Source organism: Variovorax sp. P1_H2, assembly GCF_056405295.1.
Map to the genome: position 1 here is coordinate 21,335 of NZ_JBFUCJ010000012.1, position 24,262 is coordinate 45,596.

The window sequence follows — 24,262 nt, forward strand, 5'->3', positions numbered from 1 at the left end:
CGCCAGCGTTGTGCGGCGCGCGCGCCAGTGCGGCCCCGGCGCCCCGTCTTTGTGCTTGCGAGGCGCCGTCATCTCAGTCCGCCGCCGGGCCGCCCCAAGGCGGACGCGGCCCCCTCGGGGGGCAGCGAGTACACGAAGAGACGAGCGTGGGGGTCATGCCTTCAGGCCAGCGCAGCGACGGGCGAGTGCACCGCGCCCGCGGATTCGAGCGCTGCAGCCACCCGCAGCACCAGGTCCTCGCGCCACGGCGCGGCGATCACCTGGACGCCGATCGGCAGCGCCGGATGGGCACCCCAGACCGGCACCGCGCACACCGGCAGGCCGATGCACGAGATCGGCTGCGTCAGCAAGCCCATGTTGGGCCGCACCGGCAACCGGTGGCCATTGATCTCGAAGAACTCGGCACCGATCGGCGTCGCCGCCGAGGGCGTCGCGGCCGCCAGCAGGATGTCGAAGCGCTCGAACACTTGCGCCACCTGCTCCGCATAGAGCCGCCGCACGCGCTGCGCCCGCGCCACCCAGGCGGCCGGCAGCAGCGCACCGGCCAGGAAGCGGTCGCGCGACAGCGGTTCGAAGTCCTGCGCGCGGCGGCGCAGGTCGGGCAGGTGCAGCGCGGCACCTTCGGAGTTGGTGACCAGGAAGGCCGCGGCCCGGCCGGCCTCAACCATCGGCAGCTCGACCGTGCGGCTGGCGCCCAGCGCCTGCGCCACGGCGTCGACCGCGGTCAGCGCCTCAGGAGAAGCATGCTGGCGGAAATAGCCGCCGAGCACGCCGATGCGAAGGCCCTGCGCGCCCAGCGTCAGCGATGCGCTGACCGGCTCGACCGCGCGCTGCGCGCAGCCGGGGTCGTGCGGGCCGCGGCCCTCGGGGCCCTGCATCGCGTCGTAGGCCAGCGCCAGGTCGCGCGCCGAGCGCGCGAACGGCCCCAGGTGGTCGAGGCTGGACACGAAGGGATAGCTGCCGGTGCGCGGCAGCCGTCCGAAAGTCGGCTTGAGACCGAACACGCCGCACAACGAAGAGGGCACGCGGATCGAGCCGTTGGTGTCGGAGCCCAGCGTCAGCGCCACCTGGCCGGCCGCGACCGCGGCGCCCGAGCCACCCGAGGAACCGCCCGCGATCCGCGCCAGGTCGTGCGGGTTGCGGGTCGGGCCGGCGTGGCTGTTCTCGGTGGTGAAGCCGTAGGCGTACTCGTCCATGTTGAGCGCGCCGACCAGCACCGCGCCCGCGCTCTCGAGCCGGCGCACCAGCGCCGCGTCGTCGCGCGGCGGCGTGCTCGCGCGCTCGATCTTCGAGCCGGCCAGGGTCGCGAGTCCGGCGATGTCGAACAGGTTCTTGACCGCGAAGGGCACGCCCAGCAGCGGCAGTTCGCGGGTCCGTGCGCCTTGGGCCGAGGCGAGCGAGGCATCGACCTGCGCCGCGCGCCGCAGCGCGCGCTCGCGCAGCACCGCGGTGAAGGCGTTGACGCGGGCGTCGGTGGCACCGATGCGGCCCAGGCTGGCCTGCACCAGCGCCACCGCGCTGACCGCGTTGCCGCGCACGGCCTCGGCCATTGCGGATGCGTCCTGCGCGAGCAGGGCGGCGGCGCTCATAAGGCAACCTCCGTGCTGCGCACTGCGGTGCGAGCTTGCTTGGGGCGGCCCGGCGCGGCGCTCATTCTTCCTTCTCCCGTGGCGACACCGGCGAGAAGCTCAGCGCCGGTTCATCGCGATCGCCGAGCGGCACCGCATCCACCAGCGCGGCGAACTCCGCCGCCAGCGTGAAGTAGCGCAGCACGCCCGGCCGCTGGTCGGCCCTGAGCCTCAGGCCGAGCACGGCCGCCGATGCATCGACATAGGCTTCGATCTCCGAAGACGTCATGGTTGCGACTCCTAGCGGCGCACTTCGCGCTGGAAGATCTCCAGGCTCAGCTTCTTCATGGCCACGAAGCTGGCCGAGCTCAGCGTCTCGAGCGTGCGCGGCCGCTCGTCGCGGTAGTCGAGGATCTCCGCCACCTTGGTCGGCCGCTTGGTCAGGAGCAGCACCTGGTCGGCGAGGTACACCGCCTCCTCGAGGTCGTGCGACACCAGCAGCATCGTGGTGCCGGTCTTCATGAACACCTCCTGCAGTTTCTCGCGGATGAACAGCGTCATCTCGAAGTCGAGCGCCGAGAACGGCTCGTCGAGAAACAGCACCTCGGGGTTCGGCGCCAGCGCCCGCATGATCGACGCCGTCTGCTGCTGGCCGCCCGACAACTCGTAGGGATAGCGCTTCAAGTCGAACTTGACGTCGAAGGAGGCCACCAGTTCCTCCATGCGCCGGTCCACCTCGGCCTTCGACCGGCCTTCGAGCTTCAGCGGGTAGGCGATGTTGTCGATGGTCCGCATCCACGGGAACATCGCCTCGCGGTAGTTCTGGAACACGTAGCCGATCTTGGTGTCCGCGAGCGACTTGCCATCGAACAGAATCTCGCCCGAGTCGATCGGGATCAGGCCCGCGATCATGTTGATCAGGGTCGACTTGCCGCAGCCGTTGGGGCCGAACACCGAAACGATCTTGTTCTTGGGGATGTCGAGGTCGAAGTTCTCGTACAGCGGCCAGCCCGCGAAGTACTTGGTCAGGCCGCGGATCGTGATGTGGGTGCCGGCCGGCCCCGGGGCGAAGACCGGCTTCGGCACGTCGGCGTACACCGGGCCGTTGATGACCTTTTCCACGGTGGCTCTCATCTTCCGCTCCAGTGCACGATGCGGCGCTCGGCCACGAGGAAAAGAATGTTCAGCGCATAGCCCAGCGCACCGGCGGCGAGGATCGAGGCGTACATGTCCTTGACGTTCATCACCTGCTGCGAGTTGATGATGCGGTGGCCGAGCCCGCTGTCGGAGCCGATGAACATCTCGGCCACGATCACGATCACCAGCGCCATCGACACCGCCGAGCGCAGCCCGACGAAGGTCGGCTGCAGGCTCTCCCAGACCAGCACGTCGCGAAAGATCTGCCAGCGCGAAGCCCCCATCACCTTGGCCGCCATGACCCGCTGCTTGCGTGCGTTCATCACGCCGTAGGCGCTGTTGAAGACCACGATCAGCAGGGCGCCGAAGGCCGCGATCGCGACCTTGTTGACGTCCGAGACGCCGAAGATCATGAGGAACAGCGGGATCAGGGCCGAAGACGGCGTCGAGCGGAAGAAGTCGATCAGGAACTCGACGCTGCGGTAGGCCTTTTCGTTGCTGCCGAGCAGCACCCCGAGCGGCACGCCCACGATGGCCGCGATCAGGAAGGCCTGCAGCGTGCGCCAGACCGTGACCGCGAAGTCGCCGAGCAGTGCGCCGCCGGCCAGGCCGGAGAGCAGCGTGAGCAGCGTGTCGCCCGGCATCGGCAGCAGGATGGCCTTGATCAGGCCGAAGCGCACCACCAGGTCCCAGACGATGAACAGCACCACCGGGCCGATGAAGGGCAGCGCCTTGACCCAGTGCGATTCGCGCGGCGGCGCGGAGGCGGATGCGTTGGCGGCAGGCGGCGACCAGGGCACCGTGCCGGACGAGGGCGTCGTCATGGCATCAGCCCTTGTAGAGCATCGTGTCGACCATCAGGCGCGACGAGAAGATGCCCTTGTCCGAGAACAGGTCGAAGAACTTCTGGAAGTAGGCGATGTCGCCGGGCGTGAACTCGTTGTACATGGTGTAGGCCGCCAGCGGCACCTCGCCGGTCAGCGGGCCCTCGATCGCGGTATAGCCCTTGAGGTACTGGCGCGCTTCGGCCGGCTTGCTGCGCACGAAGGCCACGCCCTGCCCGTAGGCGGTGATGAACTTCTTCGCCGCCTCGGGATTCTTCTTGATCAGCGCCGAGGTCAGCGAGGCCGAGCCGCCGAACCATGGCGCCATCGGATCGCCCAGCACGTATTTCGCGATCACGCCGGCTTCCAGCACCCGCGTGCTTCCGTTCAGGCGGCCGATGGTGCCGGTCGGCTCCAGGGTGTAGCAGCCATCGACCTGCCCCGCGGCGAGCGCCGCCACGTGCTGGCCGATCGGCAGTTCGACCACCGTGGCACCGGTGGCGCCGCCGCGTTCGAGCACCGCCTTGGCCAGCGTCACGTTCTGGATGCCGGGACCCGAGGCGACCCGCTTGCCCTTCAGGTCGGCCATCACCTTGGCGGTGCTCGCGGTCGGCACCAGCACCTGGTCGAGCACGTTCTTCACGTTGCTCGGGTTGGAGCAGAAGATCTTGAAGCTGCCCGGTGCCGCGATCTCGCCGATCGCGATGTTGGCCGAGCCGGTGCCGTTGGCGCTGCCGTCGCAGCGGTCGGCCAGCATCGCTTCCATGATCTGCTGGGCGCCGGCGTAGCGCTGCACCTCGACGTCGAGGCCGGCGGCCTTGAAGTAGCCCAGTTCGACCGCCGAATAGAAGGGCAGGCCGGCGGCGATCGGCCAGTAGCCGATGCGGATCTTCGGTGCGCCCTGGGCCCGCACGATGGCCGGCGCGGCGAGCACCGCCAGTCCGGCGGCACCGGCCTGCAGCAGCTGGCGCCGCGAAGCCGGGGTGGCGAGGGTCGGGGGTTTCTTGCTGGGGGCCATGGGTACTCCGGATGAAGGTGAAGAGGAGGAATCAGTTCGCGGCGGCGCTGCGCGCGGCGATGTAGGCGCGCCAGCCGCCGAGCCCGGTGATGTCGTCGGCGCCGGCCACCGCCAGCGCCTCGCAGAGGAAGCCCTGCACGCTGCGGCCGTCGGCCAGCAGCAGGCTGCCGATGCCCAGCGGCGCAGGGATCAGGGCCACGAAGCTGCCGTAATGCGCCGTCGGCATTTCCCATATCTCGACCGCGATCGCCGCGCCCTCGCCGGCGGCCACGCGCAGCAGCCCGGGCTTGGGCGGCACGGTGCCTGGCAGCGCATAGAGCCGGTAGTCCGGCGCGGTGTGCGTGGCGGCGATCAGGCGGGCGCCGCGCTCGGTCAGCTGGCCGTTCAGCGGCATGCCCGACAAGTGGGCGCCGACCACCGCGACCTGGACCGTCGGCACCGAGGCGATCAGCGGCAGGTCCTGCAGCGGGGGCAGCGGCTCGCGCGTGGCGCCGAGCGGCAGCCCGGTGGCATGGTGGAAGCGCTGGCCAAGCTCGGCCAGCTGGAAGTCGCTGCCGGCACGGCCGATCAGCGTGATGMCGAAGGGCAGCCCGTCGGCGCGCAGGCTGGCGGGCACCGAGATCGCCGCGTAGTCCAGCAGGTTCACGAAGTTCGTGTACTCGCCAAGGTTGCGGTTGAGCGCCACCGGGTCGGCCTGCATCGCCTCGATCGTGTAGTGGGCCGGCGCGGTGGGCACCAGCAGCACGTCGATGTCGCTCCACATCGCGGCGGCGCGCTGGCCCAGCGCGTGCAGCCTGGTGCGGGCATCGACGAAGTCGGCGGCGCTGTAGCCGCGGCCCTGCGCCAGGATGCCGCGCACCGGCGCCACCACCTCGGCTTCGTGGGCGTCGAAGAACTCGCGCACCGCGGCGTAGCGTTCGGCGACCAGCGCACTGTCGTAGAGCAGCGCGGCTGCATTGGCGAGTGGCGCGTAGTCGATCTCGACCGGCGTGCCGCCCAGGGCGCGCAGCTGCTCGATCGCGCGCTCGAAAGCGGCCTGCGACTGCGCGTCGCCGAAGAAGTTCAACGCCGAAGGCAGGCCGAAGCGGAAGGCCGCGGGCAGCGGCCGGGTCGCGAGCGCCAGCTTGCGGCCGTAGGGGTCCTCGGGGTCGTAGCCCATCGCCGCGTGCAGCACGCGGGCCGCGACCGCGACCGTGCGCGCGAAGATCGAGACGCAGTCGACGCTCTGCGCCGCCGGCACCACGCCGCGCGCGCTCAGCAGCCCGCGCGAGGGCTTGATGCCGACGATGTTGTTGAGCCCGGCCGGCACCCGGCCCGAGCCCGCGGTGTCGGTGCCGAGCGCGAAGTCGGCCTGCGCAGTCGCCACCACATAAGCCGAACCCGAGCTCGAGCCACCCGACACGTAGCGCGGATCGAAGCTGTTGGGCACCGCGCCATAAGGTGAGCGGGTGCCGTTCAGGCCGCAGGCGAACTGGTCGAGGTTGGTCTTGCCCAGCAGCGCCGCACCGGCATCGAGCAAGCGCTGCACCACATGGGCATGCGCCGCGGGCGTGCGGGCGAAGGCGGGGCAGGCCGCCGTGGTGGGCACACCGGCGACGTCGATGTTGTCCTTGGCGGCGAAGCACAGGCCGGCCAGCGGCCCGGCTGCGGCACCGGCCAGGGGCGCCGCGAGCCGCGTGATCCACGCCGCGGCGGCCCAGCCTTCCAACTGTGGCTTGGCATCGCCCGAGCGCTCTGCCTGTTCATGCACCATCATCAAGCATCCTGTCTTGTGTACAAGATGCCTTGCAAAGGATGTGCCAGCTGCCCCGCCGGCATCGGTGGCGCATGCGGGAATAATGCGGGGCCTCAACCTCCCGCACCGAATGTCCGCACCGCAGGCTGCCGAAGCCCCCCCGTCCCTGCCCTGGCGCGACGCGCTCAAGGTCTATCTCGAACCCGCCTCGCTGCGCATGCTGGCGCTCGGCTTCTCGGCCGGCCTGCCGCTGCTGCTGGTGCTGGGCACGCTGAGCTTCCGCCTGCGCGAGGCCGGCATCGACCGATCCACCATCGGCTTCCTGAGCTGGGTCGGCCTCGCCTATGGCTTCAAGTGGGTCTGGGCGCCGCTGGTCGACCGCCTGCCGGTGCCGCCGCTGACCACCCTGCTCGGCCGCCGCCGCGGCTGGCTGCTGCTGGCCCAGATGGCGGTGATCGCCGGGCTGGCCGGCATGGCCTTCAACGATCCGCGCGACGGCCTGCCGCCGCTGGTCTGGTGCGCGCTGCTGGTGGCCTTCGGCTCAGCGACGCAGGACATCGCGCTGGACGCCTTCCGCATCGAGTCGGCTGCCAGCCGCAAGCAGGCCGCGCTGGCCGCCTGCTACCAGACCGGTTATCGCCTGGCGATGATCTGGGCCGGGGCCGGCGTGCTGTGGGTCGCCGCCTGGGCCGAACTGCCCGGTGTCGCCGGCTACCAGAACGGCGCCTGGAAGACCGCCTACCTGGTGATGGCGGCCTCGATGTCGGTCGGCATCCTGACGGTGCTCTTGTCGCCCGAGCCGGTGCGCATCGCCCTGCCGCAGCCCAGGGGCGCCCGCGAATGGCTTCGGAGCGTGCTGGTCGAGCCCTTCGCCGACTTCATCCGCCGCTACCGCTGGCAGGCGGTGCTGATCCTGTCGCTGATCGCCGTCTACCGCATCAGCGACGTCGTGATGGGCATCATGGCCAACCCCTTCTACGTCGACATGGGCTTCACCAAGGACGAGGTCGCCACGGTCAGCAAGATCTACGGCGTGGTGATGACGCTGGCCGGCGCCTTCGTCGGCGGCGCGCTGTCGATGAAACTGGGCGTCATGCGGGTGCTGATGCTGGGCGCGGTGCTCAGCGCCGCCAGCAACCTGCTGTTCGCCGGCCTGGCCTCGCGCGGGCACGACCTTTCGGCGCTGGTGCTGGTGGTGTCGGCCGACAACCTGGCCGGCGGCATCGCCTCGGCGGCCTTCATCGCCTACCTGTCGAGCCTGACCAACATCAGCTATTCGGCCACCCAGTACGCGCTGTTCAGCTCGCTGATGCTGCTGCTGCCGAAGTTCATCGCCGGCTATTCCGGCGTCTTCGTGGACAACTTCGGCTACAGCGCCTTCTTCATCGGCACCGCGGTGCTGGGGGTGCCGGTGCTGCTGCTGGTGGCGCTGGCGTCGCGGGCGGCCGGGAACGGCAACGGCAACGGCAAGGCCACCGGCCCGGCACCCGCGCAGGAGATCTGAATTGGCGTCATAATGGCGCCAATTTGGAGGAATTCATGGCCAACCTGTCAGTCAAGGATGTCCCGGATGACGTGGCCGAACGCCTGCGCCAACGCGCGGCCCGCAACCATCGCTCGTTGCAGGGCGAACTGATGGCGATCATCGAACAAGCGCTGCGCGACTCGGACGACGCACCCGGGCCTGCGCCGGCGCAGGCTCAGCCGGTCGGTGCGGGCTGGGGCGGCCGCGCCATCCTGCGGCGCGGCGGCAAGCCGATCGAGCAGATCGCCGCCGAGCACCGGGCCCGCTTCCCGGCGCCGATCGACACCGGCCCGCTCGCGGTCGACATCGTCCGCGCCGACCGGGACGCCCGATGAGCCGCCGGGCCGCTCCCAAGGCGAGCAGCGCGGCGCGAAGCGCGGAGCTCGTGCGTTGAGCCTGCCGATGCTCCACGTGGCCGAGCCGCCGGCGGCCTATCGCCTGCGCCCGCCGATGGTGGTCGACTGCAGCGCGATCGGCGCGATCCTTTTCGACGAGCCGGCGCGCGACGCGGCGCTGGCGCGACTGGCCGGCCATGCGTTGCATGCCCCCCACCTGCTCGACCACGAGATCGTCAGCGTCGCGCTCAAGAAACGCCGGYAGTCCTGGCCCGCCGAGTCGCTGGCGCTCGCGCTGACCGACTACGGCGACTACGACATCGACCTGCACCCGGTCGACCTCGGCGCGCAGTACGCGCTGGCCGTGCGCTACCAGCTCTCCGCCTACGACGCCGCCTATCTCTGGCTGGCGGCGGAACTCAAGGCACCGCTGGCCACCTTCGACGCCAGGCTCGCCGCGGCCGCGCAAGCCCACCTGAGCGCCCTGCCCTGAGCGATCGGGGCCGCAGGGTCGCGGCTTCGGCCGACCCGAAGGGTATCGCCCAACTGGTAGGCTGTCGCGTTTTAGACATCTCACCCTGCCCAACGTGACACCTTCACGCATTTCCCCCCTGCAGATCAGCGCCTACACCGCGACCTCGGCCGTCGGTGTGGGCAAGGYCGCCCTCAGCGACGCGCTCGAGCAATCGCGCAGCGGTCTGCGCGCCAACGACTTCGGCGCCTCGCCGCTGCCGACCTGGATCGGCCGTGTCGACGGCCTCGAGTCGCTCCGGCTGCCCGAGGAACTCGCGCCCTGGGATTGCCGCAACAACCGGCTGGCCTGGCTGGGCCTGCAGGCCGACGGCTTCATGGAAGCGGTCGCCGCCGCCCGCAAGCGCTACGGCCCGACCCGCATCGCGCTGATCCTCGGCACCTCGACCTCCAGCATCGGCGAGACCGAGGATGCCTACACCCAGCTGGTCGATGGCGCCTTCCCGGCCGACCAGCAGCGCCCGAAGGTGCACACGCCGCATTCGCTCGCCCTCTTCGTGCAACAGGCGCTGGGCCTCGAAGGCCCGGCCGAGACCATCTCCACCGCCTGCTCGTCGAGCGCCAAGGTGTTCGCCTCGGCCGAGCGGCTGATCCGCCTCGGCCTGGTCGATGCGGCCGTGGTCGGCGGCGTCGACACGCTGTGCGGCAGCGTGCTGTTCGGCTTCAACTCGCTCGAACTGGTGTCGCCCGAGCCCTGCCGGCCCTTCGATGCCGCCCGCAACGGCATCAGCCTCGGCGAAGCGGCGGGCTTCGCGCTGGTCGAACGCGGCCGCGGCCCGCTCGAGCTGCTGGGCTACGGCGAGGCCAGCGACGCCCACCACATGTCCACCCCGCACCCCCAGGGCCTGGGCGCAGAGAAGGCGCTCGACGACGCACTGGCCCGCGCCGGCCTCGCCGCCGACGCCATCGACTACATCAACATGCACGGCACCGCCAGCACCAAGAACGACGAAGTCGAAGGCGCGATGGTGGCGCGGCGCTTCCCCGACACCACGCACGCCAGCTCGACCAAGGGCTTCACCGGCCACACGCTGGGCGCGGCCGGCATCGTCGAGGCCGTGATCAGCCTGCTGGCGATCGAGACCGGCCTGAAGCCGGGCAACGTCAACACCACCACGCTCGATGCCGAGTGCGGCCCGCAGATCCAGCTGCAGCCCGCGCGCGGCGAGGTGCGCTACGCGCTGAGCAATTCATTCGGATTCGGCGGCAACAACTGCTCGCTGGTCTTCGGCAAGGGAGCCGCAGCATGAGCGCCGCGCCGGGCCGCTCCCAAGCAAGCTCGCACCGCAGTGCGAAGCACGAAGGTATCCCAATGAACACCACCCCCAAGACCCCCACCCTCTACATCGAAGGACCGGCCTTCTGGTCGGCGACGCTGCCGGGCTGGCAGACCGCCAGCGCGGTCTTCCGCGGCGAGGCCGCGCCAGCCGACCCGCCGGCCAAGCGGCCCTCGCCCCAGCTGCTGGCGCCGGCCGAACGCCGGCGCGCGCCCGACACGGTGGCATTGGCGCTCGAAGTGGCGGCCGCGGCCGTGGCCGCTTCCGGCCGCAATGCCGCCGACCTGCCCTGCGTCTTCGCTTCGGCACACGGCGACCTCGGCATCAACGACTACATGTGCGGCACGCTGGCCGCCGACCCGCTGCTGCTGTCGCCGATCAAGTTCCACAACTCGGTGCACAACGCAGCGGTCGGCTACTGGACCATCGGCACCGGCTGCATGGCGGCCAGCAACTCGCTCGCGGCCTACGAGAGCAGCTTCGCATCCGGCCTGCTGGAAGCGGCCTCGCAGTGCGCCGCCGACCAGCGCGCCGTGCTGCTGGCCGGCTACGACATGCCGGCGGTCGGCGCGCTGGCCTCGGTCACCACCAGCCGCGAGATGCTGGCCGTGGCCCTGGTGCTGTCGCCCACGCGCACCGCCCGCACCGTGGCCGCCTTCGAATGGACGCTGGCGGCCGGCGCCCCGCCGGCCACGCGCGCCCGCTCCGAGGCGGCCCGCGCGCTGGAGGTCAACGCGATGGCCGATGCCCTGCCGCTGTTCGAGGCGCTGGCGCGCGGCGAACCGGAGTCGCTGAGTCTCCCGCTCTCGGCCACGCTGTCGCTGCAGCTGCAGCTGCAGCCCGACGTGCAGCTCGAAGCGCAAGGCTGAGGACCGACGGAGGCCCGCCGCCACGCCGGCAGCCGCTGCTGCGCGCCCCGTCACCAAGGTTTACCCATCTTTACGAAGCGTTCAACCCTGCGCGACCGCGCGGGAGGAAGCTCGGGCCCTGAGCACAACCACCGTGGCACGCCGCACGGAGACACACCGATGAGCACTCCGCAACTCCTGATGATCGAAGACGACATCCGCCTGGCGCAGATGGTGGGCGAGTACCTGACGCAATCGGGTTTCGGCTTCGCGCACGCGGCCGACGGCGCCAGCGGGCTCGCGATGCTGCAGCAGCGCTCGCCCGACCTCGTGATCCTCGACCTGATGCTGCCCGACACCGACGGCCTCGACATCTGCCGCCGGATCCGCGCGCTGCCCAACGGGCTCGCCAAGGTGTCGGTGCTCATGCTCACCGCCAAGGGCGACCCGATGGATCGCATCATCGGCCTCGAGATCGGCGCCGACGACTACCTGCCCAAGCCCTTCGAGCCGCGCGAACTGCTGGCGCGCATCCGCGCCGTGCTGCGCCGCCGCGGCGAGACCGCCGGCGAGGCCGAGGGGCCCGCCGTGATGCGCTTCGGCTCGCTGGACATCGACCGCAATGCGCGCTCCGTCACGGTCGGCGGCGAGCCTGCCGACCTCACCTCCTACCAGTTCGACCTGCTGGTCGCGATGGCCGAGCGCGCCGGGCGCGTGCTCACGCGCGACCAGATCATGGAAGCCGTGCGCGGCCGCGAGCTCGAGGCCTTCGACCGCTCGATCGACGTCCACATGGGCCGCATCCGCGCCGCCATCGAGGTCGACGCCAAGAACCCGAAGCGCATCCTCACGGTGCGCGGCGTCGGCTACGTCTTCGCCAAGCAGCAAGACTAGAAGATGGCCCCCACGCTCCTCACTTCGTGTACTCGCTGCCCCCCGAGGGGGCCGCGTCCGCCTTGGGGCGGCCCGGCGGCGGACTGACATGCTCCTCAAGCTCTACCGCCGGCACCTCTACGTCCGCATCTGGCTGGCGGTGGTGGCGGGCGTCTTCATCCTCACGCTGACGGCCAACTGGATCGTGCGCGAGGCCGCCGAGAGCGAGCGCGAACGGCTGGCGCCGGTGCCGCGCGAGGTCGTGGTGCTCGATTCGGACGACAAGCCGATCGGCGCCGGCAAGGCGCTGCGCGTGCCGGGCCAGGGCCTGGAGTTCGACGTCACGCTGGGCGACGGCCGGGCGATCACGCTGCGGGTGGCGCCGCGCGAGCGTTCCCCCGGCGGCCCGCCGCCGATGTCGCCGTGGCGCACCCCCTTCGGGCTCGGCTGGATGGTGGCGCTGGTCGGCGTCATCGTGGCACTGGGCGTCTACCCGATCGTTCGCCGGCTCACCAAGCGGCTCGAAGTGCTGCAGCGCGGCGTGCAGCGCTGGGGCGAGGGCGACCTGTCGGTGCGCGTGGCCGAGGAAGGCCAGGACGAGGTGGCCGACCTCTCCAACGGCTTCAATGCCGCGGCGGCCCGCATCGAGCAGCTGGTGCGTTCGCACAAGTCGTTGCTGGCCAATGCGTCGCACGAGCTGCGCTCGCCGCTGACGCGCATCCGCATGAGCCTCGAACTGATGGGCGAGCGGCCCAACCCGGCGGCACGCAAGGAAATCTCGCGCAACATCGCCGAGCTGGACCAGCTGATCGACGAGATCCTGCTGGCCAGCCGGCTCGACGCCAAGGAAGCCGACATGGGCACGATCGAGGCCGTCGACCTGACCGGCCTCGCGGCCGAGGAGTGCGCCCGCGTCGATGCCGACCTCGAAGTCCGGGAAGGCACCGACAGCAACGCCCTCACGGTGCGCGGCGTGCCGCGCCTGCTGCGCCGCGCCATCCGCAACCTGCTCGAGAACGCCGGCCGCTACGGTGCCGGCGAGATCAACCTGCAGATCGGCAGCCATGCCGGCCAGGCCGAGATCCGGGTCAACGACCGCGGCCCGGGCGTGCCGGCGGCGCAGCGCGAACACATCTTCGAGCCCTTCTACCGGCTGCCGGGCGCCAGCGAGCGCCACGGCGGCGTCGGGCTCGGCCTGGCGCTGGTGAAATCGATCACCGAGCGCCACGGCGGCAGCGTGCGCTGCGAGGACCGCCCCGGCGGCGGCGCCAGTTTCGTCATTTCGTTGCCGCATTAGGCTCGCCCCCAGGTTGGGCTCACTTCGTGTAGCCCGCCCACCCCCTGCCGGGGGCAACACCAGCGGCCCGGCGAAGCCGGTTCCGCGGTGTTCCACCAACAGGCCTGGCTGCGCCGGCCGGGTACCGGGGGGCGAAACGCGCAACCTGCCGAACTTTGTGCGGGTAGCACCCTTCTAGAATTCGGCACCATGCAGAGATCGCACATCGTTCGGCCCGCGGCCATGTTCTGGGGTCTGACGGTGTTCATGCCGGTCGGCGTGACCTACCTCTCGGCCCTGCTGCTGATGGTCGCGCTGCTGGTCGCCGGCGGCTGGCGCGAGCGGGCAGTCCGGCTGCGCCGCAACCCGATGTGGTGGCCGGTGGTGGCCTACGTGGTCTGGACCCTGGTCATCCTGGCGACCGGACCCCACTACCCCGAGACCGCGTCGAACCTGGTGCACGGGCTGCGCATCGCGGCCACCGTGCTGATGGCGCTGGCGCTCACGCGCGAGGAGGCGATCTGGGCCGTGCGCGGCTTCTGGATCATCGGGCTCGTGAACATCGTGATGATCGCGCTCTACTACACCGTCGGTTTCCCGATGCTGGAGCCCTGGCGCGGCGTGCTGATCCTGGTCGGCAACAAGTCGATCAGCAATGCGCTGCTGTTCACGATCATGGCCGCCACGGCCGCGGTGTACGGGCTCAAGGCGCTGGTGGAGCATCGGCCCTGGCGCGCCGCCGCGGCCTTCGCGCTGGTGCCGGCGGTGATGGTGATCATCACCTTCACCCTGCCTTCGCGCACCTCGCTGCTGGCCCTGCTGCTGGTGATCCCGGCCGCCTGCGTGCACCAGTGGCGGCGGCAGCTCAAGGTGCTGGCGCTGGTGCTGATGGTCGTCGGCGCGATCGGCATCGGCGCCCTGTGGAACACGCCGGTGGTGCAGCAGAAATTCGCGGTCGGCATCCAGGAAATCGAGGCCGCGCAGGCCGGCGAGATTTCCGAAGCCAGCTGGGTCGTGCGCTACTACATGTACCGCGACACGGCCCGCATGATCATCGACCGGCCCCTCACCGGCTGGGGCATCGGAGGCTGGACCGAGCAGTGGCACCTGCGCGGGCCCAAGCTGCTCGACTACAAGAACATGCCCCACAACGACTTCCTGTGGATGGGCGCGCAAAGCGGAGTTCCGGGCGCGCTGAGCCTGCTGGTGATCATGCTGGCTGCGGTCTGGATCGCCTGGCGCCGCGACGACCTGGCCGGGCGCCAGGCCTTCGTCGCGACGCTGATCATGCTGATCGCCACCAGCGTCAACTCGGCCCTGCGCGATGCGCAGATCGGGCTGGCGCTGCTGTGGGTCGCGATGGTCTACCTGCGGCTGGCGCAGGAGCCGGGGGAGTCCTGGCGCGGGCTGCTGCCGCCGCGGTGGAATGGGGCTGCACCGGCCGGAGCACTTGCGTCGCTCTGAATTGAAGATCAGATTACGGTCTGACGATCATTTCGGAGAATCGGATGGAACACCCGTCTCGTGCCGCACCGCAGCGCTTCGTGATCAGCCACTGGAACGAGGCCGACTTCAAGACCGGGGGCTTGCGAGCCTACTCGTCCTACCGCGATCTGGGCGTCGCGGCTGCGACGAACGGTTTGGCCAAGGCCCATGTGATCCGCATGATTGCGCCGTTCCGCACCGAACTCAGCGTACGACATCACCACGATGTGCAATTCCAGCTTGTCTATTGCCTCAAGGGCTGGTTCGAGACCGACTTCGAGGGCGTGGGACCGCAGCGGCTGGTCGCCGGGTCGTGCTGGGTCCAGCCGCCCGGCATTCGCCACACGGTCGTCGGCTGGTCGGACGACTGCGAGCTCCTCGAGATCCTCATGCCGGCTGAACACGAGACCGTCAACGACGCATAGCGTCCAACGGCCCCAGCTCAGCCCTCGAGCCCCCGCTCATAGCCCACGAACGGGCCGAAGAACACCATCTCGCGCTCGAGACCGGCAGCGATCTCGTCCTGCGTCGGAAGCTCGCCGATGAATTCGGGCCACGACTGCGCGACGTGGCGCGACCATTCCCGCGGGTCGAGCCGGCTGACCGGTCCCTGGGTGGCCAGGAACTCGAAGCCCTTCAAGCTCAGCTTCCTGACCGCGAGCCGCGTGGCGGACTCGGGATCCGTCGCCGTGGCATAGGCCGACACATAGGCGCCGGCAAGGGTCGACGGCAGGGTGCCGTTCGAGCCTCGCCCCACCTTGACGTTGACAAGGTACAAGTCGCGCACGGGAACCCCGGAAGGCTCAGTGGTGGTGGCCCGCCGCCTCGCCGGCCTTGAGCCTGTAGACCGTGCCGCAGTAGGGACACTTGGCCTCGCCGGTGCGGGCGACATCGAGGTAGACCTTGGGGTGGGCGCTCCAGAGCTGCATGTCGGCCTTGGGATTCGGGCAGAACACGCCGCCCTGGTCGTTCAGGTCCTTGGCGAGGAGTTCGATGGTGCTCTTGGGGGTGGACATCGTCTTCAGACCTTGGTGAGCCAGTGGGCGTACTTGGGATTGCGGCCGTTCACGATGTCGAAGAAGGCGCTCTGGATCTTCTCGGTGACGGGCCCGCGCGAGCCGATGCCGATCTCGACGCGGTCGAGTTCGCGGATCGGCGTGACTTCGGCCGCGGTGCCGGTGAAGAAGGCTTCCTCGGCGATGTAGACCTCGTCGCGCGTGATGCGCTTCTGCACCACCTCGATGCCGAGGTCCTTGCAGATCTGCAGGACGGTGTTGCGCGTGATGCCGTTGAGTGCGCCGGCCGACAGGTCGGGCGTGTAGACCACGCCGCCCTTGACCACGAAGATGTTCTCGCCCGCGCCTTCGGAGACGAAGCCGCTGGCGTCGAGCAGCAGCGCCTCGTCGTAGCCGTCGTCGAGCGCCTCCATGTTGGCCAGGATCGAGTTGCTGTAGTTGCTGACCGCCTTCGCCTGCGTCATCGTGATGTTGACGTGATGCCGGGTGTAGCTGGAGGTCTTGACGCGGATGCCGCGCTTCATGCCCTCTTCGCCCAGGTAGGCGCCCCAGGCCCAGGCCGCGACCATGGCGTGGATCCTGTTGCCCTTGGGGCTGACGCCGAGCTTCTCGGAGCCGATCCAGACCAGCGGGCGCAGGTAGCAGCTGTCGAGCTTGTTCTCGCGCACCACCTGTTTCTGGGCCTCGTTGACCTGCTCCTGGCTGAACGGGATCTTCATGCGCAGGATCTTGGCGCTGTTGAAGAGCCGCTCGGTGTGCTCGGCCAGCCGGAAGATCGCGGTGCCGTTGACCGTGTTGTAGGCGCGCACGCCCTCGAAGACGCCGCAGCCGTAGTGCAGCGTGTGGCTCAGCACGTGGATCTTGGCTTCGCGCCAGTCCACGAGTTCGCCGTCCATCCAGATCTTGCCGTCACGGTCGTCCAGTGCGGGGGGCAGTGCGCTCATCTTCTTTGTCCTTCGCGGGAGGGGTATGTCGCAAAAGCTGACGATTTTACGGCCGAGCCCGATTCCGCCGCACCGACAATGCACGGCTTTGCCTTCCACCGCGCCGTGCGCGACCCATGAAACTGGCGCAGCCAAGCCCAGGGCACTCGCGGAACCGGCTTTGCCGGGCCGCTGGGTGCGCCCCCTTGAGGGGGAGCGCCAGAGGCGCATGGGGGTGTTTTCATTTCATCCAGAGAAAAGGATTTCAGTGTCCGTCTTCAAGAACGTCATCGTCTACCGCATCGAAGCCACCTGGTCGCAGTCGCTCGACCAGGTCGAGCAAGGGCTGGCCACGCAGCGCTTCGTCCCCTGCAGCCCGTCGCAGGAGAAATCCGCCGGCTGGGCCGAGCCCCGTGGCCAGGCGCACGGCCCGCTGGCCGAATCCGTCGCCGGCCAGTGGCTGCTCGACTACATGATCGAGACCAAGACCCTGCCCGCCTCCGTCGTGCGCCGCAAGGTCGAGGAGCGCGCCGCGCAGATCGAGGCCAGCACCGGCCGCAAGCCCGGCAAGAAGGAAAAGAAGGAACTCAAGGAGGACGTCACCCACGAACTGCTGCCGCTGGCCTTCACGCGCCATGCGCGGGTGGCGGTCTGGATCGACCCCACGGCCCGTCGCCTGGTGGTGAATTCGAGCAATGCCTCGCGCGCCGACGAAGTGGTCACCAGCCTCGTCAAGTCGCTCGACGGCTTTGCGGTGGCGCTGGTCAACTCGCAGATCGAGCCGGCGGCGGCGATGTCCGAGTGGCTGTCGAGCCAGGAACCGCCTGCCGGCTTCACGATCGACCGCGAATGCGAGCTCAAGGCCACCGACGAATCGAAGGCCGTGGTGCGCTACGCCAAGCACCCGCTGGACATCGACGAGGTGCGCGAGCACATCGCCGCCGGCAAGCGCCCGACCCGGCTCGCGATGACCTGGGACGACCGCGTCTCCTTCGAGCTGACCGAGGGGCTGCAGCTGCGCAAGATCGTGTTCCTCGAAGGCACGCTGGACGACTCTCCGGCCTCGGGCAAGGAAGACGACTTCGACGCCAACGCGGCGATCGCGACCGGCGAGCTGGGTCAGCTGGTGCCCGAGCTGCTGGAAGCGCTGGGCGGGGAGATGAAGCTGGGGACGGCGGCTGCTGCGGATGCAGCGCCTGCGGCCTCGGCGGCGCCCAGGGCCGAGGCCGAAGCGGCGCTGGAAGACGAATCGGCGCCGTTCTAGGCCTTGTTCAGACCGGCGGCCGCAGCGCGTCCGCCGCACCGGGCTTGACTGCATCGGCGCTGGGCGCCTCGGCAATGGCCTCGTCCTCGACCACCTCGGGCCGGGTCAGCTTCCACTCGGCGAGCTTGCCGCCCACGAAGGTGCAATCGACCCATGAGCCGCCGGCATCGGTCCAGCGGAAGACCTCGGGCTGTTCGTCCTTGGGCGAACGCTGCTCGCCGAGCGCGCGGGTCATCGCGATCACGTGCAGCAGGGTGGCCTTGGGCTTGAGCTTGGCGTTGAGCATCACCGCGCTGGCCACCGTGCCGACCGGCCGGTCGGCCGCGCGCTTGAGCACCTGCATCGTGCGGTTGAAGTGCATCAACAGGAACATGACGATGGCGCCGCCGACCAGTGCCACGCCGGCCCAGCCGTAGCTGCGATAGGCCACGCCGAGCAGGATCAGGCCGCCGACGGGGACGAAGAGTTTGCTGAGATTCATGCCCGGGATTGTCGCGCGCCGGTCAGATGTGAAAGGCGGCCAGCGCGCCGACGATGATCCCCAGCCCGGCGACGCCGAGCATTCCCCACTCGAGCCACTTGCGGCGCGTGAGCAGCGCCATGGCCGCCAGTGCGATCGATACCTGGAGCGCGGTGGTCGCCTGGGCCCAGCGATGGTGCTGGTGCATCTGCTCTTCGGACTGCCGGTCCCAGTCGACGGCCTCCTTCTCGAGTTGCTGCGCGACCAGCAGGATCTCGGCCTTTTCCTTGTCGTAGCGGGCGATCTTCTCCTGCCAGGACGGCTTGCGATCCTCCGACGACAGGTCCCGCGCGAGTTCGGCGAGGGACTGCTTCGTGCTCTTGGCCTGGTAGAAGTTCCACTGGTTCGAGGCCTCGGTCTTCTTGATGCCCGCGTTGTTCTTGTAGAGGCCCGCGCTGGCCTGGGTGTGGCCGCCCATGTAGGCGAATATCGCCCCGACCGTGGCGATGACCGCGGTGCACACCGCGATCTGGCTGGTCATGCTCTTGCGGCCGGTGCCGTCACCGGCGTCCGAATGGTGGGTCTCGTGCGAACCGGCGTGCTCGAGCTCGTGGTCGTGCGGGCCATGCACGTGAAAGCCGCTTCCTGACATAGGGGTCTCCGAATCAATTGAATAAATGGGCGCGGCGCAAGTATGCCCAGCCTGAAGCGGGGTCCTGTCAGCCGCGCGAGACCTCGATGCTGTACAGCCCCCAGGGGCACAGCGCGAAGCGCTCCTTGAGCGGCTTGTCCTTGAAGGCCGCGAGCGTGTCGGCTTCGTAGATGGCCCACTGCGGGCCCAGCCCGCCGAGCGCGAGCGGCACGCCGTCCATCTCGGTGGCGACGATCATGCGGAAGCTGCGTGCGTCGGCCATGCGCAGCGGCACGACATAGCCGTCCACGGCACGAAGGCCGAGCATCGCATCGCCGGCCACGCCCACCGACTCCAGCACGCTGGTGAGCAACGGGCCGGAAAGCGCATGCATCCTGGCGTCGTACTCGAGCGTCGCCTTGATCCGGACGACCGGCAGGCGGCGCAGGGCTTCGGCGTCGAGCACGTACGCCTTGTCGAACTTGACGCCGTGCTTGGTCATCAACTGGTCGAGCGACGGATCGACCGGACCGCGGTTGGTCTTGCCGACCCCCCCGCTGACGGTCAGCAGACCCGGGCCCTTCGGGACCGGGTCGGCCGCGAGGGCGCGCGTGGCAGGCAGCAGCCCGGCAAGGGTTGCGGTACCGAGAAAGCGTCGTTTGTTCATCGGGCGATTGTGGGGGGATGGGCGCGCCTCAGGCCTGTTTGCGCAGGAACACATGCGTGGCCCGCTCGCCGGCGACGCTCTCCGCGCACGTGTAGCCCAAGGCAGGCAGGTCGAGACCCTGGAAGAGCGGCTCCCCGGCCCCGAGCAGCACGGGCCGCACGGCCAGGTGCAGCTCGTCGATCAGCCCCGCGCTCAGGTACTGCCGCACCGTGGACACGCCGCCGCCGAGGCGAACATCGAGGCCGCCCGCCGCGGCCTTCGCCTGCGCCAGCGCCGCATGGATGCCTTCGGTGACGAAGCGGAACTCCGTGCCGCCGGCCATCGCGAGCGGCGCGCGCGCATGGTGCGTGAGCACGAACACCGGCGTGTGATACGGCGGCTCGTCGCCCCACCAGCCCTTCCAGCTGTCGTCCGGCCAGGGTCCGCGCACCGGGCCGAACATGTTGCGCCCAAGGATCCACGCGCCGATGCCGTCGAAGCCCTGCTCCGCGATGCGGTTGTCGATGCCGTGCTCGCCATCGGCCTCGCCCTGCATCCGGCGCCACAGGCGGGTGGGAAAGAACCATTCCATCAACTCGGGGCCGCGCAGGCCGAGCGGGTTCTGCAGGTCCTGGCCCGGGCCGGCGCCGTAGCCGTCGAGGGAGATGGCGAAACTCTGGACGCGGAGTCTGGACATGGGGGTTCCTTGAACTTCAGCAGGGGGCGACCCATTTTCCGCTACCGGACCCGACAGCGACATCCATCCTGCCTGGCGCGCCGCACCAATCCGGCGACCCATGCGCCACAACGGCGCGCCGCGCCCTCCCTTGCCGACCGATCGAGCCTGATTCCGGGCCGAAAGCCCTCCGAGCGCCCGGCACGGTTGTTGCTTGACACCTTCCACTGTTCCGCCGGCACCGCTGCCGCGGATTTTTGCAGTGCCTCCGCTAATGACGGCGGGATTCGAGCGAACCGAGAGCGACGACGCTGGCGGTTCGCCTGTTCCAACCCAATTCGCATCCGTTCCACGCGGGGGCCCACTGCAGGCTGTCTTTCCGACAGCCTTTCCTGTGGTCTGCACCCCGTCAGGAGACCGGCTGCGTGCAGGATCCGACATGAAGATCGCAGTGATTGGCCACGGCATGGTGGGCCACAAGTTCCTCGAGCAACTCCACGAGCTCGACCTCGCCGGTGCACAGGTCACCGTGCTGTGCGAGGAGCCGCGCCCGGCCTACGACCGGGTGCACCTGTCCGAATTCTTCGCCGGCAAGACGGCCGAAGACCTGTCGCTGGTCGAACCCGGCTTCTTCGAGCGCAGCGGCTTCACGCTGCGCCTGGCCGCCCGGGCCGTGGCCATCGAGCGGCGCAACAACACCGTCACCACCGCCGACGGCGAGGTGGTGCACTACGACAAGCTGGTGCTGGCCACCGGCTCGTCGCCCTTCGTGCCGGCGGTGCCCGGCCGCGACCGGCCCCACTGCTTCGTCTACCGCACCATCGGGGACCTCGAAGCCATGAAGGCCTGCGGCGCCCGCTCGAAGAGCGGCGTGGTCGTGGGCGGCGGCCTGCTGGGCCTCGAGTGCGCCAAGGCGCTGCGCGACATGGGCCTCGAAACCCACGTCGTCGAATTCGCGCCGCGGCTGATGGCCGTGCAGGTCGACGAAGGCGGCGGGCGGGCGCTGCGCAACAGCATCGAGGCCCTGGGCGTGCACGTGCACACCGGCCGCAACACGGTGGAGATCACCGACGGCGCGGCCGCGCGGCACCGCATGGTGTTCGCCGACGGCACCCACCTCGAGACCGACATGATCGTGTTCTCCGCCGGCATCCGCCCGCGCGACGAACTCGCGCGCCAGTGCGTGCTGGCGGTCGGCCCGCGCGGCGGCGTGGCGATCGACAGCCACTGCCGCACCAGCGACCGCGACGTCTATGCGATCGGCGAATGCGCCTCGTGGAACGAACAGACCTTCGGCCTCGTCGCGCCGGGCTACGAGATGGCCCGCGTGGCCGCGAAGCACATCGCCGGGCAGGACGACGCCGCCTTCACCGGCGCCGACATGAGCACCAAGCTCAAGCTGATGGGCGTGGACGTGGCCAGCATCGGCGACGCGCACGGCAAGACGCCGAAGTCGCGCGCCTACCAGTACATCAACGAGCACAAGCAGATCTACAAGAAGATCGTGGTCAGCGAGGACGGCAAGCAGCTTCTGGGCGCGGTGCTGGTCGGCGATGCGGCCGAGTACGGCACCCTGCTGCAGATGGCGCTCAACGGCATCGCGCTGCCGGCCGATCCGGAGTTCCTGATCCTGCCGTCGAGCGACGGCAAGGCCAGGCCCGGGCTCGGCGTCGACTCGCTGCCCGACAGCGCCCAGATCTGCTCGTGCAACAGCGTCACCAAGGGGCAGATCTGTACGGCGGTCGGCGATGGCGCGTGCACCACCGCCGAACTGAAGGCCTGCACCAAGGCCGGCGCCACCTGCGGCGGCTGCGTGCCGCTGGTCACGCAGGTGATGAAGGCCGAGATGGCGAAGCGCGGCCTGGCGGTCAACAACCACCTCTGCGAGCACTTCCCCTACTCGCGCCAGGAGCTGTACCACCTGGTGCGCGTCGGCGAGATCCGCAGCTTCGAGGACCTGCTCGCGAAGCACGGCAAGGGCCTGGGCTGCCACATCTGCAAGCCCACCGCCGCCAGCATCTTCGCGTCGTGCTGGAACGAGTTCGTGCTCAAGAAAGACCTGGCCGCGCTGCAGGACAGCAACGACTACTTCCTCGGCAACATCCAGAAGGACGGCAGCTACTCCGTGGTGCCGCGCATGCCCGGCGGCGAGGTCACGCCCGAAGGGCTGATCGCGGTCGGCCAGGTGGCGAAGAAATACGGCCTCTACACCAAGATCACCGGCGGCCAGCGCGTGGACCTGTTCGGCGCCCGCGTGGAGCAGCTGCCGGCGATCTGGGAGGAACTGATCGCCGCCGGCTTCGAATCCGGCCATGCGTACGGGAAGTCGCTGCGCACCGTGAAGAGCTGCGTCGGCTCGACCTGGTGCCGCTTCGGCGTGGCCGACAGCGTGGGCCTGGCGGTCGAGCTGGAGAACCGCTACAAGGGTCTGCGCGCACCGCACAAGATCAAGTTCGGCGTCTCGGGCTGCACCCGCGAATGCGCCGAAGCACAGGGCAAGGACGTCGGCATCATCGCCACCGACCGCGGCTGGAACCTCTACGTGTGCGGCAACGGCGGCATGAAGCCGCGCCACGCCGAGCTGATCGCCTCGGACCTCGGCAAGGAAGAGATGATCCGGCTGATCGACCGCTTCCTGATGTTCTACGTGCGCACGGCCGACCGCCTGCAGCGCACCAGCACCTGGCGCGACAACCTCGAAGGCGGCCTGGACTACCTGAAGGGCGTGCTCATCGAGGACACGCTCGGACTCGGCGCCGAGCTCGAAGCCCAGATGCAGCACGTGGTCGACACCTACCAGTGCGAGTGGAAGACCGCGGTGAACGACCCGGCGACGCGCCAGCGCTTCCGCTCCTTCGTCAACAGCGAGAAGCCCGACGAGCACATCGTCTTCGTGCAGGAGCGCGGCCAGATCCGGCCCGCCCGCGTGGAAGAACGGGCCGTGGCCAGCACCAACGACGTCGCCACCGCCTGAAGGCTCGAAAGAGATCCAAGATGACCACCACCACCACCGAATCCCTGCATTGGACCGCCGTGTGCGCCGCCGGCGACATCCTGCCCGACACCGGCGTCTGCGCCCTGGTCGAGGGCGTGCATGTCGCGATCTTTCGCGTCGGCCGGCAACAGGCGCTCTACGCCATCGACAACGTCGACCCCAAGGCGGGGGCCAGCGTGCTCTCGCGCGGGCTGGTGGGCAGCATCGGCGAGCGCATCGTCGTCGCCTCGCCGCTCTACAAGAACCACTTCGACCTGCGCAGCGGCGAATGCCTGGAAGCGCCCGAGCACTCGGTGCGGGCGCATGCGGTACGCGTCCACGAAGGCCGCGTGCTGGTCGCGCTGGCCTGATCCCCGCCGCTCTCGCGGCTTCACGTCTTTTCAAGATCCCGAGGAATCCCCATGGCCTACCTAGTCCCTGCCGAGTTCGTGACCAAGATGGTCGACGCCGGCGAATCCAAGCTCCTGATGTCGACCCGCGACACGCTCATTCGCTCCTACATGGCCGGCGCCATCCTGGCGCTGGCGGCGGCGTTCGCCGTCACCGTCTCGGTCAACACCGGCAATGCGCTGGTCGGCGCGATGCTGTTCCCGGTCGGCTTCATCATGCTGTACCTGATGGGCTTCGACCTGCTCACCGGCGTCTTCACGCTGGTGCCGCTGGCCGTGCTCGACAAGCGCCCCGGCGCCACCTGGCGCGGGTGCCTGCGCAACTGGGGGCTGGTGTTCGTCGGCAACTTCGCGGGCGCGCTGACGGTCGCGGTGTTCATGGCGATCATCTTCACCTTCGGTTTCAGCGAGGCTCCCAACGCCGTGGGCGAGAAGCTCGGCCATATCGGCGAAGGCCGCACGCTGGGCTATGCCGCGCACGGCGCCGCCGGCATGCTGACCTTGTTCATCCGGGGCGTGATGTGCAACTGGATGGTGTCCACCGGCGTGGTCGCCGCGATGATGTCCACCACGGTGTCCGGCAAGGCCATCGGCATGTGGATGCCCGTGATGATCTTCTTCTACATGGGCTTCGAGCATTCGATCGTCAACATGTTCCTGTTCCCCACCGGCCTGATGCTGGGCGGCAAGTTCACGCTGATGGACTACTTCATCTGGAACGAGCTCCCGACGGTGCTGGGCAACCTGGTCGGCGGCCTGACCTTCGTCGGCGCGACCCTGTACGCGACCCACTACAAGACCGCGCCGAAGCGCGTCCTGAGCTGAGCGCC

General features: G+C 69.5%; 26 protein-coding genes. 13 read left to right on the forward strand and 13 right to left on the reverse strand.

The genetic code is table 11. From position 1 onward, the window contains the following. Positions 1-161: 161 nt before the first annotated feature. The 6 genes from AC1D2E_RS06775 to atzF form a co-directional block, all read right to left on the reverse strand. On the reverse strand, positions 162-1,589 hold the full coding sequence (locus AC1D2E_RS06775) for an AtzE family amidohydrolase (protein ID WP_478196682.1): 1,428 nt from the start codon (positions 1,587-1,589) through the stop codon (positions 162-164). A 61-nt stretch (positions 1,590-1,650) separates the two neighbouring features. Further along, the gene (locus AC1D2E_RS06780; RefSeq protein ID WP_478196683.1) at positions 1,651-1,857 is read right to left on the reverse strand and encodes a DUF4089 domain-containing protein; all 207 of its coding nucleotides are present in this window, start codon (positions 1,855-1,857) and stop codon (positions 1,651-1,653) included. A gap of 11 nt (positions 1,858-1,868) precedes the next feature. Continuing rightward, a complete protein-coding gene (locus AC1D2E_RS06785; protein WP_478196684.1) occupies positions 1,869-2,702 on the reverse strand; it encodes an ABC transporter ATP-binding protein in 834 nt (277 codons plus the stop codon). Continuing rightward, complete coding sequence (locus AC1D2E_RS06790; protein ID WP_478196685.1) at positions 2,699-3,529, reverse strand: ABC transporter permease; 831 nt, start codon at positions 3,527-3,529, stop codon at positions 2,699-2,701. The genes AC1D2E_RS06785 and AC1D2E_RS06790 overlap by 4 nt, the downstream gene beginning before the upstream one ends. Positions 3,530-3,533: 4 nt before the next feature. Continuing rightward, the gene (locus tag AC1D2E_RS06795) at positions 3,534-4,547 is read right to left on the reverse strand and encodes an ABC transporter substrate-binding protein (RefSeq protein WP_478196686.1); all 1,014 of its coding nucleotides are present in this window, start codon (positions 4,545-4,547) and stop codon (positions 3,534-3,536) included. A 31-nt stretch (positions 4,548-4,578) separates the two neighbouring features. Further along, the gene (gene atzF, locus AC1D2E_RS06800) at positions 4,579-6,303 is read right to left on the reverse strand and encodes an allophanate hydrolase (RefSeq protein ID WP_478196687.1); all 1,725 of its coding nucleotides are present in this window, start codon (positions 6,301-6,303) and stop codon (positions 4,579-4,581) included. A gap of 109 nt (positions 6,304-6,412) precedes the next feature. Between atzF and AC1D2E_RS06805 the strand changes: the two genes are divergently transcribed. The 9 genes from AC1D2E_RS06805 (at position 6,413) to AC1D2E_RS06845 (ending at position 14,857) form a co-directional block, all read left to right on the forward strand. Continuing rightward, a complete protein-coding gene (locus AC1D2E_RS06805; protein WP_478196688.1) occupies positions 6,413-7,786 on the forward strand; it encodes an AmpG family muropeptide MFS transporter in 1,374 nt (457 codons plus the stop codon). Between the two features lie 35 nt (positions 7,787-7,821). Then, positions 7,822-8,142, forward strand: coding sequence for a FitA-like ribbon-helix-helix domain-containing protein (locus AC1D2E_RS06810; protein WP_478196689.1), 321 nt, complete (start codon positions 7,822-7,824; stop codon positions 8,140-8,142). A gap of 55 nt (positions 8,143-8,197) precedes the next feature. Beyond that, positions 8,198-8,635, forward strand: coding sequence for a type II toxin-antitoxin system VapC family toxin (locus AC1D2E_RS06815; RefSeq protein WP_478196690.1), 438 nt, complete (start codon positions 8,198-8,200; stop codon positions 8,633-8,635). Positions 8,636-8,729: 94 nt separating this feature from the next. Continuing rightward, entirely contained in the window at positions 8,730-9,923 is a 1,194-nt protein-coding gene (locus AC1D2E_RS06820; RefSeq protein WP_478196691.1) for a beta-ketoacyl-[acyl-carrier-protein] synthase family protein, read from the forward strand. A 62-nt stretch (positions 9,924-9,985) separates the two neighbouring features. After that, positions 9,986-10,819, forward strand: a complete 834-nt coding sequence (locus AC1D2E_RS06825; RefSeq protein WP_478196692.1) for a beta-ketoacyl synthase chain length factor — start codon at positions 9,986-9,988, stop codon at positions 10,817-10,819. A gap of 159 nt (positions 10,820-10,978) precedes the next feature. Next, positions 10,979-11,692, forward strand: a complete 714-nt coding sequence (locus AC1D2E_RS06830; RefSeq protein ID WP_478196693.1) for a response regulator — start codon at positions 10,979-10,981, stop codon at positions 11,690-11,692. A gap of 88 nt (positions 11,693-11,780) precedes the next feature. After that, entirely contained in the window at positions 11,781-12,968 is a 1,188-nt protein-coding gene (locus tag AC1D2E_RS06835) for a sensor histidine kinase (RefSeq protein WP_478196694.1), read from the forward strand. A 189-nt stretch (positions 12,969-13,157) separates the two neighbouring features. After that, the gene (locus AC1D2E_RS06840) at positions 13,158-14,411 is read left to right on the forward strand and encodes an O-antigen ligase family protein (protein ID WP_478196695.1); all 1,254 of its coding nucleotides are present in this window, start codon (positions 13,158-13,160) and stop codon (positions 14,409-14,411) included. 44 nt (positions 14,412-14,455) lie between these two features. Next, positions 14,456-14,857, forward strand: coding sequence for a cupin domain-containing protein (locus AC1D2E_RS06845; RefSeq protein ID WP_478173183.1), 402 nt, complete (start codon positions 14,456-14,458; stop codon positions 14,855-14,857). Between the two features lie 17 nt (positions 14,858-14,874). On the opposite strand, the gene AC1D2E_RS06850 is transcribed toward AC1D2E_RS06845, so the two are convergent. Genes AC1D2E_RS06850 through AC1D2E_RS06860 form a run of 3 tightly spaced genes read right to left on the reverse strand, consistent with a single transcriptional unit; the run spans position 14,875 to position 16,392 of the window. Next, entirely contained in the window at positions 14,875-15,219 is a 345-nt protein-coding gene (locus tag AC1D2E_RS06850; protein ID WP_478196696.1) for a hypothetical protein, read from the reverse strand. A 16-nt stretch (positions 15,220-15,235) separates the two neighbouring features. Continuing rightward, on the reverse strand, positions 15,236-15,448 hold the full coding sequence (locus AC1D2E_RS06855) for a zinc-finger domain-containing protein (RefSeq protein WP_478107436.1): 213 nt from the start codon (positions 15,446-15,448) through the stop codon (positions 15,236-15,238). Positions 15,449-15,453: 5 nt separating this feature from the next. After that, positions 15,454-16,392 carry a branched-chain amino acid transaminase gene (locus AC1D2E_RS06860; RefSeq protein ID WP_478196697.1) on the reverse strand — a complete coding sequence of 313 codons (939 nt, stop codon included), beginning with the start codon at positions 16,390-16,392 and terminating at the stop codon, positions 15,454-15,456. Positions 16,393-16,639: 247 nt separating this feature from the next. On the opposite strand from AC1D2E_RS06860, the gene AC1D2E_RS06865 reads away from it, so the two are divergent. Then, positions 16,640-17,635 (forward strand): recombination-associated protein RdgC, encoded by a 996-nt coding sequence (locus AC1D2E_RS06865; RefSeq protein WP_478196698.1) that lies wholly within the window; start codon positions 16,640-16,642, stop codon positions 17,633-17,635. A 7-nt stretch (positions 17,636-17,642) separates the two neighbouring features. Here AC1D2E_RS06865 and AC1D2E_RS06870 read toward each other — a convergent pair whose 3' ends face one another. From AC1D2E_RS06870 to AC1D2E_RS06885, 4 genes are all read right to left on the reverse strand, one after another. Continuing rightward, positions 17,643-18,116, reverse strand: coding sequence for a glycerate kinase (locus tag AC1D2E_RS06870; RefSeq protein WP_478196699.1), 474 nt, complete (start codon positions 18,114-18,116; stop codon positions 17,643-17,645). 22 nt (positions 18,117-18,138) lie between these two features. Beyond that, a complete protein-coding gene (locus tag AC1D2E_RS06875) occupies positions 18,139-18,747 on the reverse strand; it encodes a DUF4337 domain-containing protein (protein ID WP_478196700.1) in 609 nt (202 codons plus the stop codon). A gap of 67 nt (positions 18,748-18,814) precedes the next feature. Next, on the reverse strand, positions 18,815-19,393 hold the full coding sequence (locus AC1D2E_RS06880; protein ID WP_478196701.1) for a putative pterin-binding protein: 579 nt from the start codon (positions 19,391-19,393) through the stop codon (positions 18,815-18,817). A 28-nt stretch (positions 19,394-19,421) separates the two neighbouring features. Beyond that, on the reverse strand, positions 19,422-20,069 hold the full coding sequence (locus AC1D2E_RS06885) for a dihydrofolate reductase family protein (RefSeq protein WP_478196702.1): 648 nt from the start codon (positions 20,067-20,069) through the stop codon (positions 19,422-19,424). Positions 20,070-20,487: 418 nt separating this feature from the next. Here AC1D2E_RS06885 and nirB point away from each other — a divergent pair, with 418 nt between their 5' ends. Genes nirB through AC1D2E_RS06900 form a run of 3 tightly spaced genes read left to right on the forward strand, consistent with a single transcriptional unit; the run spans position 20,488 to position 24,257 of the window. Further along, complete coding sequence (gene nirB, locus AC1D2E_RS06890) at positions 20,488-23,022, forward strand: nitrite reductase large subunit NirB (RefSeq protein ID WP_478196703.1); 2,535 nt, start codon at positions 20,488-20,490, stop codon at positions 23,020-23,022. A gap of 20 nt (positions 23,023-23,042) precedes the next feature. Then, a complete protein-coding gene (nirD, locus tag AC1D2E_RS06895; RefSeq protein WP_478196704.1) occupies positions 23,043-23,393 on the forward strand; it encodes a nitrite reductase small subunit NirD in 351 nt (116 codons plus the stop codon). Positions 23,394-23,444: 51 nt separating this feature from the next. Next, the gene (locus AC1D2E_RS06900; protein WP_478173173.1) at positions 23,445-24,257 is read left to right on the forward strand and encodes a formate/nitrite transporter family protein; all 813 of its coding nucleotides are present in this window, start codon (positions 23,445-23,447) and stop codon (positions 24,255-24,257) included. Positions 24,258-24,262 lie beyond the last annotated feature (5 nt).

Bases quoted from the DNA above. Each gene is read 5' to 3' on its own strand.
- AC1D2E_RS06785 (WP_478196684.1), bottom strand. From the start codon at position 2,702: ATGAGAGCCACCGTGGAAAAGGTCATCAACGGCCCGGTGTACGCCGAC.
- AC1D2E_RS06845 (WP_478173183.1), top strand. From the start codon at position 14,456: ATGGAACACCCGTCTCGTGCCGCACCGCAGCGCTTCGTGATCAGCCAC.
- AC1D2E_RS06860 (WP_478196697.1), bottom strand. From the start codon at position 16,392: ATGAGCGCACTGCCCCCCGCACTGGACGACCGTGACGGCAAGATCTGG.
- AC1D2E_RS06825 (WP_478196692.1), top strand. From the start codon at position 9,986: ATGAACACCACCCCCAAGACCCCCACCCTCTACATCGAAGGACCGGCC.
- AC1D2E_RS06840 (WP_478196695.1), top strand. From the start codon at position 13,158: ATGCAGAGATCGCACATCGTTCGGCCCGCGGCCATGTTCTGGGGTCTG.
- AC1D2E_RS06870 (WP_478196699.1), bottom strand. From the start codon at position 18,116: ATGAATCTCAGCAAACTCTTCGTCCCCGTCGGCGGCCTGATCCTGCTC.
- AC1D2E_RS06830 (WP_478196693.1), top strand. From the start codon at position 10,979: ATGAGCACTCCGCAACTCCTGATGATCGAAGACGACATCCGCCTGGCG.
- AC1D2E_RS06875 (WP_478196700.1), bottom strand. From the start codon at position 18,747: ATGTCAGGAAGCGGCTTTCACGTGCATGGCCCGCACGACCACGAGCTC.
- AC1D2E_RS06900 (WP_478173173.1), top strand. From the start codon at position 23,445: ATGGCCTACCTAGTCCCTGCCGAGTTCGTGACCAAGATGGTCGACGCC.
- AC1D2E_RS06775 (WP_478196682.1), bottom strand. From the start codon at position 1,589: ATGAGCGCCGCCGCCCTGCTCGCGCAGGACGCATCCGCAATGGCCGAG.
- AC1D2E_RS06790 (WP_478196685.1), bottom strand. From the start codon at position 3,529: ATGACGACGCCCTCGTCCGGCACGGTGCCCTGGTCGCCGCCTGCCGCC.
- AC1D2E_RS06805 (WP_478196688.1), top strand. From the start codon at position 6,413: ATGTCCGCACCGCAGGCTGCCGAAGCCCCCCCGTCCCTGCCCTGGCGC.
- AC1D2E_RS06780 (WP_478196683.1), bottom strand. From the start codon at position 1,857: ATGACGTCTTCGGAGATCGAAGCCTATGTCGATGCATCGGCGGCCGTG.
- nirB (WP_478196703.1), top strand. From the start codon at position 20,488: ATGAAGATCGCAGTGATTGGCCACGGCATGGTGGGCCACAAGTTCCTC.
- AC1D2E_RS06855 (WP_478107436.1), bottom strand. From the start codon at position 15,448: ATGTCCACCCCCAAGAGCACCATCGAACTCCTCGCCAAGGACCTGAAC.
- AC1D2E_RS06885 (WP_478196702.1), bottom strand. From the start codon at position 20,069: ATGTCCAGACTCCGCGTCCAGAGTTTCGCCATCTCCCTCGACGGCTAC.
- AC1D2E_RS06795 (WP_478196686.1), bottom strand. From the start codon at position 4,547: ATGGCCCCCAGCAAGAAACCCCCGACCCTCGCCACCCCGGCTTCGCGG.
- nirD (WP_478196704.1), top strand. From the start codon at position 23,043: ATGACCACCACCACCACCGAATCCCTGCATTGGACCGCCGTGTGCGCC.
- AC1D2E_RS06880 (WP_478196701.1), bottom strand. From the start codon at position 19,393: ATGAACAAACGACGCTTTCTCGGTACCGCAACCCTTGCCGGGCTGCTG.
- AC1D2E_RS06835 (WP_478196694.1), top strand. From the start codon at position 11,781: ATGCTCCTCAAGCTCTACCGCCGGCACCTCTACGTCCGCATCTGGCTG.
- AC1D2E_RS06810 (WP_478196689.1), top strand. From the start codon at position 7,822: ATGGCCAACCTGTCAGTCAAGGATGTCCCGGATGACGTGGCCGAACGC.